An 11459-nucleotide genomic window follows, 5' to 3' on the forward strand; every position below is an offset into this window, starting at 1 on the left:
AGCCCGACGAGGATCACCATGGCCGAAGCTTATATCATCGACGCCGTCCGCACGCCGCGCGGGATCGGCAAGCCCGGCAAGGGTGCACTGTCGCATCTGCATCCGCAGCACCTCGCCGCGACGGTGCTCAAAGCGCTGAAGGATCGCAACCATCTCGACACCGCCGATGTCGATGACATCGTCTGGTCGACCTCGACGCAAAAGGGCAAGCAGGGCGGCGATCTCGGTCGCATGGCCGCGCTGGCCGCGGGTTACGACACCAAGGCCTCAGGCGTCACGCTCGACCGGTTTTGCGGCGGCGGCATCACGTCGGTGAACATGGCCGCCGCGTCGATCATGAGCGGCATGGAAGATCTGGTCATCGCCGGCGGGACCGAGATGATGAGCTACACAACGCAGGTCGGGGCCGAAGAAGCCAATGCCGGCATCAAGCCGATGGGCATGGGGTCGGGCAACTTGGCGCTCGACGCGCTGCACCCGCAATCGCATCAGGGCGTGTGCGGCGATGCGATCGCCGCCAAGGAGGGCATCTCGCGCGAAGCGGTCGATGCGCTCGCGCTCGAATCGCAGCGGAAGGCCAAGCGCGCCATCGACGAGAACCGCTTCGCCAAATCGGTCGTGCCCGTGATGAACGAGGATGGCAGCGTCGCGCTCGACCGCGAAGAATTTCCGCGGCCCGAAACCACCGCCGAAGGTCTGGCCGGTCTCAAGGCGAGCTTCGGCGCGATGGCCGATTTCGATCTGGGCGGCGGCGTGACGTTCAAGAAGCAAATTCAGCGCGTCTATCCCTATCTGGAATTCGAAGGCGTCCACCATGCCGGCAACAGCTCGGGCGTGGTCGATGGCGCAGCGGCGCTTTTGCTGGCATCCAAGGATTACGCCGAGGCGCACGGCCTGAAGCCCCGCGCGCGCATCGTCGCTTATGCCAATATCGGCGATTGTCCGACGCTGATGCTCAATGCGCCGGTCGCCGCAGCGAAAAAGGTGCTCGCCAAGGCCGGGCTGACCAAGGATGACATCGACGTTTACGAAATCAACGAGGCGTTCGCCGTCGTCGCCGAAAAGTTCATTCGCGATCTCGATCTCGACCGCGACAAGGTCAACATCAATGGCGGCGCGATGGCGCTGGGCCACCCGATCGGCGCGACCGGATCGATCCTGATCGGCACCGCGCTCGACGAGCTCGAACGCTCCGGCGGCCGCTACGCCCTGATCACGATGTGCACCGCGGGCGGCATGGCGCCGGCGATCATCATCGAACGCATCTGAAAACGATCGGGACGGCGCGCCAGGATCGTCGGATCACTCTGCCGTGGCCGTCATGGTGACGGTGCCATCCTCCTTCGCGATCCACAATTCATCGGCCGCGCAGCGAACGAAGAAACGCTCGTTGGCGTAAAGCGGCGAGCGCCCTCGATACGCAAAGCGGCCGAGCGGCATTGCCGCGTCACGCGCGAGCAGCATGGCTTGAAGCGGGCCGTGGACGACGAGTGCGGGATACAGTTCCACCTCACGCGCGAATGGCAGGTCGTAGTGGATGCGATGGGCGTTGAACGTCAGCGCCGAAAACCGGAACAGCAGCCGCTCGTCGACGACCATGGCGCGTTCCGACGCGGGCACCGGACGCGCGACCGGGCGCGTTGCGGCGGGCGCCGCGATCGGCAGATATACGATATCCTGTTCCTCGACGATCGCCTGCCGACCGTCCACGGCGATAACGTGACGCAGGGTGAGAAGGGTCATGGAGCCCGACGCAGCGCGCTTTTCCTCGATCGAGGCGATGGTCGTCGTCTTGTGCATCGTCGCACCGACAGGGATCGATGCGAGCCATTCGACCCGACCGCCGGCCCACATCCGACGCGGCTGTTCGATCGGCGGCAGGAAGCCGCCCTTGCGCGGGTGACCGTCGGGTCCGAGCGCGGACTGCGGCTCCTGCGGCACATGGAAGATCCAGTGCGCGAGCGGCGGGAGTTCGCCGGGCACGGACCATTCGCCGATCGTCGCCGCCAACCGCCGCAACGGCGCCTCGCCGGCGACTTCGGTGGTCTCGATCGAGCGGCCGATCCAGGCGTCGAGAGGTTCGGCGCTGACCTACCCGTCTTTGACATCATGTCGCATGCCCTGCGCATAGCCGCGGAGCATCAATGCGGGAACAGCGACGCGGTTCGATACTGTGGCGCTAGGTTCGCGAGCGCGGACCTGTCGAAGCCAACAGGATCGTTGGGTGTCCAACTTCGCCGGCGAAATGGCTTTGCCCCAAGTCCTGCTCCAGATCGCGTGCGCCGGCCGTGTCGGTCAGGGCGACGACCGCGCCACCAAACCCCCCGCCGGTCTGACGTGCGCCGCCACGGGTGCCCAACCGGGTGTTCATGAAATCGGCCAGCGCGTCGGTCATCGGCACGGTGATCTCGAAATCGTCACGCATCGATACATGGCTCTCACGCATCAGCTGCCCCAGCCTAGCGTAGTCGGCCCGGCAAAGTGCCGCCGCCGCGGCAAGAACGCGATCGTTTTCCGAGATGACGTGCCGCGCGCGGCGAAAGACAGTGTCGGGCATCGCCGCCGCGTCGAGCATCGCCATGTCCGCATCGCGCAGGGCAGCGACGCCGAGGATGCGCGCGGCGTCTTCGCATTCGACGCGCCGTTGATTGTACGCACCATCGACAAGGCCACGCTCGATCCCCGATTGGACGATGACGATCGCGCAATCGGCGGGCAGTGGAACTTGCGTGATCGCCAGGCTGCGGCAGTCGATCAGCAGTGCCGCGCCGGATTGTGCGCCCGCGACCGCAAGCTGATCGAGATTGCCACAGCGGACGCCGACGAAATTATTTTCCGCCGCCTGACCGGTCAGCGCGGCCACGACCGGATCGAGCTCCGTCGCGCACAGCGCCTGTATCAACGCGATCTCAAGCGATGCGGAGGACGACAGCCCGGTTCCCCGCGGGATATTCCCGGCAATTGCCAGGTCCGCACCGGCGAGCGGGATACCGCGATATGCCAATTCGCCGACGATCCCGCGCAGGTAGTCGCGCCAGCTGCCAGTCCTGCTATGCGACGCGCCGATGTCGAAGCTGTCGGTTTCGTCGGCAAAGTCGAGCGCAATGGCGCGGATTTCCCGATCGGCGCGTGGTCGGGTGGCGACGCGCGTCTCGGCGGCGACCGGGACGGGTAGCGCAAAACCGTCATTGTAATCGGTGTGCTCGCCGATCAGATTGACGCGGCCCGGCGCGATAGTCACACGCGCGGGATTACCGCCATAGGCCTTGGCGAACCCGGCGCGGAGGCGGGTGTCCAGATCGGTCAAAGCGCGGCGCGAAGGCGCTGGGCAGCCTGTTCGGGGGTGAGATCGCGCTGCGCCTCGGCCAGCAATTCGAAGCCGACCATGAATTTGCGCACCGTCGCCGAACGCAGCAGCGGCGGATAGAAGTGGGCGTGGAGACGCCAATGCTGAATATCGATGAATTCATGCGGCGCGCCGTGCCATCCCATCGAATAGGGGAAGCTGGTCGCAAACAGCGCATCGTAGCGTTTGGTGAGTCGCAGCAGAATGTCAGCCAGTGCCTCGCGGGCGGTTGCGCTCAAATCTTCGAGCCGGGCGGCTGGATCGCGCGCAATCACCAGCGTTTCGAACGGCCAACCCGCCCACCACGGCACGACGATCAACCAGTGATCGTTGGATTCGACGACACGCTCGCCCGATTTCAATTCGGCTTCGGCATAGTCGGCGAGCAGGTTCGGTCTTTCGCGCTGTGCCGCGTCTTCGCGCGCAGCGAGCGTCGGCACGAAATCGCTGGCCCAGATCTGGCCGTGGGGGTGCGGGCTGGAGCAGCCCATCGCCGCACCCTTATTCTCGAAGATCTGGACGTGTGCCCAGCGCTGACCGAGTTCGGCGGAGTGGTGGCACCATGTCTGGACCACCTGTCGCGCGGCTTCGGGTGAAAGCGTTGCGAAGGTCGCGGCGTGATCGGGACTGTAGCAGACTACGCGTGCTTCGCCGGTCGCGGGTTGCGACTGGAAGAATGGGTCTTCGCGCGTCGGGCCGCCCTCGCCCAGCAACGCGGGGAAATCATTGGGGAAGACGAAGGTGTCCGCGTAATTGGGGTTGCGCGCGCTGGCGCTGCGGGCGTTGCCGGGGCAGAGATAACAGTCCGGATCGTGGTGCGGCAGGGGCGCTTCGTTGATCGTCTCAACCGCACCCTGCCACGGTCGCGCGGCGCGGTGGGGGGAGACGAGCACCCACTCGTTGGTCAGCAAGTTGCGGCGGCGGTGCGGCTTGTCGGTCATGCAGGGCGATAGGCGTAAGGCGGGACCGCGCTATTCTCGCCGGTTGGGTTGAAAGCGAAGTTTTCGGTGCGGCCATCGGCGTGGCGAACGCGCTGTTCGATCAATGCGGCACCATTGCCGAGGTGCGGATAGTCGCAGCCGGTCACGTCGTTGCGCAGGGCATCGGCGAAGAGCTTTTGCCGCGCCTCGCTCAACTGGCCCAAATGATCGCTGGTCATCAGTACGCCGCCGGCATTGGCCGCGAACTGCGCCAACGAGCGGACCTGCTCATCGCTCAGATCGTGATAGCGATCGCGCAGCAGGATACAGTCGGGGTCGGCTTGCCACAGGATGTTCGCGGCGTGATTGCGGGTGAGCTGGTCGCGCAGCAGGCTTTCGGCGGAATACTCGCCGTGCCACGTCACGCCGATGTCCCGGCCGATGCGCATCGCGTCGACGGTGCCGACCGACGCCCAGAGCGGGCAGCCGCAGCCGAGCCACAGTGCATCCTCGCCGATTTCTTCGCGGATCAGCGTCGCCATGCGCCGCCAGATGGCGATGCGGCTGAGTCCGGGGGTGTGCCAGCGCGCGGTGTCGGGGCCGTGTTCGCTGCCGAACAACATGAAATCGGTCTTGAAGTAGCGCGCGCCCCAATCCTCTGCCCAAGTCCGGAAGACGCGGCGGATATAAGCTTCGGCCTCGGGGTGGGTGACGTCGAGGATGTGATATTCCTCGCTCCGCTTGTGCCAGCGGAACTCGCCGTAAAACCGCATCTGGACCAGCGGATCGCCGGTGGTTGCGTCCTTGACCAGCCAGTCGGGATGCGTTTGCGCCATCGTGCTGCGATTGCCGACCATGAACGGCGCGATCCACAGGCCGGGGCGGAAACCCGCGGCGGCGACATCGGCAAGCAGTGGCTTCATGCCGCGCGGAAATTGCGGTTTGACGTCGAGCCAGTCGCCCATTTCGGGAGTAAAGCCGTCGTCGATCTGGAAGACTTTGAGCGGAACGTGATGCGCGTCACGAAACCCGCGCGCGGCGGCGAGGTGATCGAGGATCGCCGCTTCGTCGATCGCGGCGTAGAGATTGTACCACGAACACCAACCGGTCATGCGGCGTTCGGGGATGCGCGGAGCACGTGGTGAGCCGGCGGCGACCGCTGCGCTCCAGCGGCGCAAGGCGGTTTCCACCTCGTCGCCATCGAATAGCAGGAGCGTTTCGCCCGCGGTCGCGCCGGTGCGGTCTAGCAGAGTTTCGACATCGATCGTCCCGTCGGCATAACGGAAGCGGGTCTGGAAACGGTCGTGGCGTTCGAATCCGAGAACCAGCGCGCCGGTGCCTTGTTCGGGGAGCAACGCGGTCATCGCGAAACCCAGCGTGGGGGCTTTGCCGGGAGGGCCATCGCCCACGGGGGTGCCGGGGGTGACGAAAAAGCTGCCGTCCCAGCTGTGATAACCGTTGCGCAGATAGCTTCGCGCGCCGCTGTAACTCAGGCGCAGGCCGAGACTGTCGAGCGGGCGGTCCACGCCCTCGACGCGGACGGTGTAGCGCCCCAGTTGAACGTCGAGCAGAACACGACCGCCGCTATCCAGCGCCCAGCCGCCGCCGATGGCACGGTGCGGCGGCACTTCGCCATCAACCAGCGGGGCAAGGATTTCGACCTTGAGGGCGCCGTTAGCGTACATCGATTTCACGGCGTTCATCGGCCGATTGGCGCGCGGCGAGCGCCAGCCGCAGTGTCGTGACGCCTTCGCGCAACGGGATCAGTGGCGTGCGTTTGCGGCGGATCGCGGCCGCGACATCCTCCATCTGCGTGACGAAGGGGTTGGCGGGACTTGTCACCGGCTCGGGTGTCGCGCCGACTGTCGTCGGGGTGAACACCGCCTCGTTCCAGCTGGTGAAGCGGCCCGTCAGCTTTTGCGCAAAGAGGTTCCATTCCTTGTGCCACACGCCGGGCGTCGCGATGTTGGAGGCGTTGAGCGTCGCGATGCGGCCATCGTCCCAACCGAAGACGATCGCCGAGACGTCCTCGACCGAATAGCCGGGCGTATCGCCGTGAAACAGATTGGCGCGTCGGGCGTAGACCGTGGCCGGTTCGCCCATCAAATGGCGGATCAGGTCGATCTGATGGATCACCTGTTCGAGGATTTGGCCGCCCGATTGCGCCTCGTCGCGCCACCAATCGGCGTGGAGCGCGTTGCAATGATAGGCGCCGGCATAAAGGCCGACCGGGCCGGTGTCGCGCGCCTTCCAGTCGCGCACTGCCGATCCGTGGCGATACATAAAGCCGATCGCGGCGGTGACTCCGGAGGCTTCTGCCGCATCGGCCATCCGCGTAGCGGCCGCTATGTCGAGCGCGATAGGCTTTTCGACCAGCAGGTTCACACCGCGCGACGCAGCCTGTTCGGCCTCGCCTTGACGACCGAACGGCGGTGTCGTGACGACAAGCAGGTCGAGCCCGGCGTCGATCATCCGGTCGAGATCGTCATACGGCATGCCGCCATGTTCGGCGGTGAATGCCTGGGCTTTGGCCATGTTGCGACTGCACGCCGCGACCATTTCGAGACCCGCTGCCTTGGCCGCGTTGGCATGGCGCACGGCGATCCCGCCACATCCGAGAATGCCGACGCGCATCAGAATTCGAGGACCGACTGCATCACGCCCGGCGCGCCTTGGTCAAGGCGATCGAACAAGGCCGGGGCGTCGGCAAACGCGACGGTGTCGGTGATCAGCGGGATGAGATCGAGGGTCCGCGCCGCCTGTAGATCGATTGCGGTGCGCCACAGCCGCGGCTTCGACCAGCGGTGCATCGCTTCCGGCGCAGTGCCCGAGATTTGCGAGCAGACCAGCTCGACGCGGTTGTGGTGGAATTCTTCGCCCAGCCGGACGCCGGACAGTTCGCCCTGAAAAAACCCCATCGCGACGACGCGCGAGGAATAGGCCACGGCGCGGATGGCTTCGGCGAGTGCCGGCGGTGCGCCCGAGACTTCGATGCAGACATCGGCGCCGCGACCTTTGGTCATGGCCTTGATGCTTTCGGCGGCGTGCTCGGGGCCGATAGCTTCATGCGCGCCGAGTTGCGTGGCGAGGCTGCGGCGCCCCGCATCGGGATCGACCGCAATGACATGCGCGCCCGAAGCGCGCGCCGCCTGCGCCACGATCTGGCCGGGAACGCCGAGGCCGAAGACGGCGACGACATCCCCGATACGAATGCGCGCATCGTGCACACCGTTGAGCGCCACCGCGCCGATATGGCTGAAAATCCCCGCGCGCGGATCGAGTCCGTCGGGCATCAGACGGTCGCGCGCCCATTCCTGATCGGCGACATGGTGCGAGCGGTGGTGCCACGCACCGTAAACGCGTTGGCCGATGTCGAGGCTCGTCACCCCGCTGCCGCGTTCGACGATCTCGCCGGATTCCTCATAACCCAAATTGCGGACGGGATAGTTCCAGCTCGCCTCACCTTCGACGAAAAGGCGGCGCGCTTCGTCCCACTGCCGGTTCATGAACGGGCTGGTGCCGCGATATTGGGTGAGTTCGGTGCCCGCGCTGACCCCCGAAAACAGCGTGCGGATGCGCACTTCGTTCGGCGCCAGCGGAACGTCCGGCGTGTCCTCGAACGCCAGTTGGCGCGGGCCGGTAAGGATCAGCGACCTCATGCCGGTTGCGCGTTGGCGAGGACGGCACGGCGGCTGCTGGTGCGCGTCATCAACAGGATCACCACCGCGACGAAATACAGCGCCGCCATCGCGACGATCCCGGCGCCCATGCCCGCCGCGTCGGCAATGCCCGACACCATCAGCGGGGTAATGCCCGCGCCAAAAAAGCCGATCATCGTCATCATGCCGACCGCGGTGGCGCGCGCATGCGGCGGAACGACGTCCTGCATCGCGGCGTAAATGCAGCCGTCGAACAGCCCCTTGGCGACGCTGGTCGCCACCAGGACGATGCCGATTTCGGCCGCGGTCTTGGCACCGAGCAGCGGCAGGAGCAGCAGCCCCGCCGTCCCCAGCCCGATGGCCAGCGTGGTGAAGCGGCCGAGCGGGCTGCGCTTGGCCAGCGTATCGGCCAGCAATCCGCCGAGCGGCACCGACATGAAGCCCGCAATATTGATCGTCGCCGACCCGACCCAGGCCGAATTGGCGAGGTTCAGGCCCAATTGTTCCTTGACGAAAAAGGGCGCCCAGAACGTCACCCCGGTCGATGCGCCGGTGGCCAGCGCAAATACCACGCACAGCATCAATGCCGGCGGAATACCGAGAACGATGCCGATCGGTTCGGCCGTCTTTCCGGTCTCGGCCGCGGTGTGCGCGATCGGCGCATCCTTGAGCATCGTGAACAGCACCACCGCCCAGACCAGGCCGATGCCGCCGAAGATCAAAAATGGCGCGTGCCAGCTGATCGCGTCGGCAATATATCCCGTCGCGACCGCACCGAGCCCCGCCCCCGCAAACACCGCAGTTTGATGCAGCGACAGCGCGCGGCTGCGCATCGTCGGTTTATGCCAATCCCCGATCAATGCGGTGGCGGTGGGGTAATAGGCACTCTCCCCGACCGCGACGATGCCGCGCATCGCGAGCAGCAAGGCAAAGCCGTTGGCAAGGCTGGATGCCCCGGTGGCGATGCTCCAGAACGCCAGGCCAAAGATGATCACGCGGCTGCGCCGGACGCTATCGCCTAGACGTCCGGCGAGGAACGCGCCAACGGCATAGATCCAGAAAAACAGCGATCCGAGCAGCGCGAGCTGCGCATTGGTCAGGCCGAACTCGGCCTTTAACGACGGCAGCACGGCGAGCAGAATATTGCGGTCTGCGGCATTGAGGAACGCGACGACCCAGAGCAGACCGATCAACACCCACGGATAGCGATCTTGCCGTTCGGTCATGCGCGATCACCCTCGATAAGGATCGCGCGAAAATCGTTGACGTTGGTCAGCGTCGGACCGGTAACCACCAGATCGCCCAGTTTTTCGAAGAAGTCGTAGGCATTGTTGCGATCGAGATGCGCGCGGGCGTCGAGGCCGAGGGCGGCCGCGCGGATGAGCGTGTCGGGCGTAACGACCGCCCCCGCCGCATCCTCGGTGCCGTCGATGCCATCGGTGTCGCACGCTAATGCGGAGATTTTGGGAGCGCCATCGAGCGCGATGGCGAGGCCAAGGAGATACTCGAGATTGCGCCCGCCGCGTCCGGTCTTGTTGACCACGGTCACGGTGGTTTCGCCGCCGGACAGGATCGCGCGGGGCGTGCCGTCCTTGGCCAGGCGGCGGGCCAGCGCGGCGTGGCTTGCACCGAGATGGCGCGCCTCGGCCTGAAGCTGGTCGCCCAGATCCATGACCTGATAGCCGAACTCACCGGCCTGCGACGCGGCGGCGACGAGCGCGTCGCGGGCACGAGCGATGACGCGCGTCTCGACTCCGGCAAGACCCAGCGAATCCGCGGCCGGCGTCTCGTTCGCCGGATCGGCGAGTATGGCGGCAATCTGTGGCGAGGTCTGGACACCGTATTCGGCAATGATGTCGCGCGCCTCGGCCAGGCTGGTGGTGTCGGCGACGGTTGGGCCCGACGACACGAAGGACGGATCGTCGCCAGGCACGTCGCTGATGATCCAGGTGGTGACTTGCGCCGCGCCTGCGGCCACTGCCAGGCGCCCGCCCTTGATCGCCGACAAATGTTTGCGGACGCAATTAATCTCAGCAATCGTCGCGCCCGATTGAAGCAAAGCGCGGGTAACGCCCTGCTTGTCATCGAGCGTCAAACCCGCCGCTGGGGCGGCGAGCAGCGCGGAGCCGCCGCCCGACAGCAGCAACAGTAACCGGTCGCCCGCGTCGAGTCCGTGCGCGATGTCGAGCACCTTGGTCGCCGCCGCGACGCTGCGTTCATCGGGATAGGGATGACCGGCCTCGATCACCTCCACCCCCGGCCAGCTGGTTCCTTCGGGCGGAAGATGCCCGTAGCGCGTGACGATGACGCCTTCGAGCGGCTTCGGGCTGCGCGCCTGTGCCACGGCCATCATCGCCGCCGCGGCCTTGCCCACCGCGACGACGACCGTGCGACCGTGCGTCGCCAGCGGCAATGCCCTGAGCATCGTCACTTCGGCCGAAACGGCGTGGACGGCGGCGTCGAACAACACGCGCAGATCGTCGCGCACAACGCGTGTCGTCGGTGCAGCCATGTCGGCGATCACGTCCTCCCCGGCCGGCCTTTGCCGGTTCGCGAACAAGGCTGACGCGACAGGCACAGATCGCCAAGCCGCGATTTGCGGAACGCATTGTTCCGTCACGCGCAACGTCAGTGGATTTCCCAGGATAAAGACGGGCGCAAATTCTCGACCAGAAAGTCGACCAACGATCGCACCCGCACTGGCATTTCGCGCGGTTCGGCGAACAAAGCGAAGAAATTGAGTTCGGGCGTCTGCCACCCCGGCAAGACCTCGAGCAGCCGTCCGGCGGCGAGGTCGTGCTTGCACAGGAATGCGGGCAGACTGGCGATGCCGAGTTCGCTCACCGCGGCATCGCGCAACAGGAGCAGGTCGTTGCAAATCAGCTTGGGACTGAACTCCACGGTCACTGCCTGATCGTCCGCATGCAGCGTCCAGCGCTGGCGACGATCGACGGTACCGGCGGCAAGCAGGTCGAAGCGCGGCAGTTCGACATGGGTTTGCGGATTGCCCTTGCGTTCGAAATAGCCGGGCGCACCGAACAGGCCGCTTTCGGTGGTGCCCAGCTTGACCGCGATGAGGCCGGAGTCCGCCAGCGGGCCGATGCCGATGGCGACGTCGAAGCCACCCTTGAGTAGCGCCACCGCATCGTCGCTGACCACGCTGACAAGTCGCACGTCGGGATATTGCTCGAGAAACCGCGCGAACAACGGGCCGAGCAGGCTCTGCCCCAGCATGGCCGGGACGGCGACACGCACGACGCCGCGCGGTTCGTGCTGGCGGCTTTGCAGGGCGCGCTCGCCATCGCGCAACACGCCGATCGACCTCAGACAATATTCGAAGAACAGGGCACCGTCCTGCGTCACGGTCACCGCGCGGGTCGAACGGTTCAGCAGGTGCACACCGAGATGTTGTTCCAATCTGCTGATCCGCCGGCTGACCGTGGATTTGGGCAAGCCGAGCTGCGTACCCGCTTTGGTCAGGCTTTCGGTTTCGACGACTTTCGCGAATACCATGAGGTCGCCGAGATCGAGCAT

General features: G+C 65.8%; 10 protein-coding genes and 1 pseudogene. 2 read left to right on the plus strand and 9 right to left on the minus strand.

Features of this window, described 5'->3' with window-relative positions; translation table 11 throughout:
- Positions 1–18 precede the first annotated feature (18 nt).
- Positions 19–1269, plus strand: coding sequence for an acetyl-CoA C-acetyltransferase (locus tag ACM9ME_RS10820; RefSeq protein WP_415643477.1), 1251 nt, complete (start codon positions 19–21; stop codon positions 1267–1269).
- A 33-nt stretch (positions 1270–1302) separates the two neighbouring features.
- Here ACM9ME_RS10820 and ACM9ME_RS10825 read toward each other — a convergent pair whose 3' ends face one another.
- The 5 genes from ACM9ME_RS10825 to ACM9ME_RS10845 form a co-directional block, all read right to left on the minus strand.
- Positions 1303–2019 carry an HTD2 family dehydratase gene (locus ACM9ME_RS10825; protein ID WP_415643478.1) on the minus strand — a complete coding sequence of 239 codons (717 nt, stop codon included), beginning with the start codon at positions 2017–2019 and terminating at the stop codon, positions 1303–1305.
- A gap of 160 nt (positions 2020–2179) precedes the next feature.
- Positions 2180–3307: a galactokinase gene (galK, locus tag ACM9ME_RS10830; protein ID WP_415643479.1), complete on the minus strand. Its 1128-nt coding sequence runs from the start codon at positions 3305–3307 to the stop codon at positions 2180–2182.
- Positions 3304–4287: a UDP-glucose--hexose-1-phosphate uridylyltransferase gene (locus ACM9ME_RS10835; RefSeq protein WP_415643480.1), complete on the minus strand. Its 984-nt coding sequence runs from the start codon at positions 4285–4287 to the stop codon at positions 3304–3306. The genes galK and ACM9ME_RS10835 overlap by 4 nt, the downstream gene beginning before the upstream one ends.
- A complete protein-coding gene (locus ACM9ME_RS10840) occupies positions 4284–5969 on the minus strand; it encodes a glycoside hydrolase family 36 protein (protein ID WP_415643481.1) in 1686 nt (561 codons plus the stop codon). Before ACM9ME_RS10840 ends, ACM9ME_RS10835 begins: the two co-directional genes overlap by 4 nt.
- Positions 5941–6900 (minus strand): Gfo/Idh/MocA family protein, encoded by a 960-nt coding sequence (locus ACM9ME_RS10845; RefSeq protein WP_415643482.1) that lies wholly within the window; start codon positions 6898–6900, stop codon positions 5941–5943. The genes ACM9ME_RS10840 and ACM9ME_RS10845 overlap by 29 nt, the downstream gene beginning before the upstream one ends.
- Here ACM9ME_RS10845 and ACM9ME_RS10850 point away from each other — a divergent pair.
- A complete protein-coding gene (locus tag ACM9ME_RS10850) occupies positions 6783–7031 on the plus strand; it encodes a DUF982 domain-containing protein (protein ID WP_415643545.1) in 249 nt (82 codons plus the stop codon). The two genes, ACM9ME_RS10845 and ACM9ME_RS10850, sit on opposite strands and share 118 nt — an antisense overlap.
- A 102-nt stretch (positions 7032–7133) precedes the next feature.
- Here ACM9ME_RS10850 and ACM9ME_RS10855 read toward each other — a convergent pair.
- The 4 genes and pseudogenes from ACM9ME_RS10855 to ACM9ME_RS10870 form a co-directional block, all read right to left on the minus strand.
- Positions 7134–7925 (minus strand): annotated as a pseudogene (locus ACM9ME_RS10855) (zinc-binding dehydrogenase); the annotation flags it as partial.
- Positions 7922–9151 (minus strand): MFS transporter, encoded by a 1230-nt coding sequence (locus tag ACM9ME_RS10860; RefSeq protein ID WP_415643483.1) that lies wholly within the window; start codon positions 9149–9151, stop codon positions 7922–7924. The pseudogene ACM9ME_RS10855 and the gene ACM9ME_RS10860, both read right to left, overlap by 4 nt.
- Complete coding sequence (locus tag ACM9ME_RS10865; RefSeq protein ID WP_415643484.1) at positions 9148–10449, minus strand: glycerate kinase type-2 family protein; 1302 nt, start codon at positions 10447–10449, stop codon at positions 9148–9150. The genes ACM9ME_RS10860 and ACM9ME_RS10865 overlap by 4 nt, the downstream gene beginning before the upstream one ends.
- Before the next feature lie 104 nt (positions 10450–10553).
- Positions 10554–11459 (minus strand): LysR family transcriptional regulator, encoded by a 906-nt coding sequence (locus ACM9ME_RS10870; protein ID WP_415643485.1) that lies wholly within the window; start codon positions 11457–11459, stop codon positions 10554–10556.

Source organism: Sphingomonas antarctica (genome assembly GCF_965137005.1).
Lineage (GTDB): Bacteria > Pseudomonadota > Alphaproteobacteria > Sphingomonadales > Sphingomonadaceae > Sphingomonas_O > Sphingomonas_O antarctica.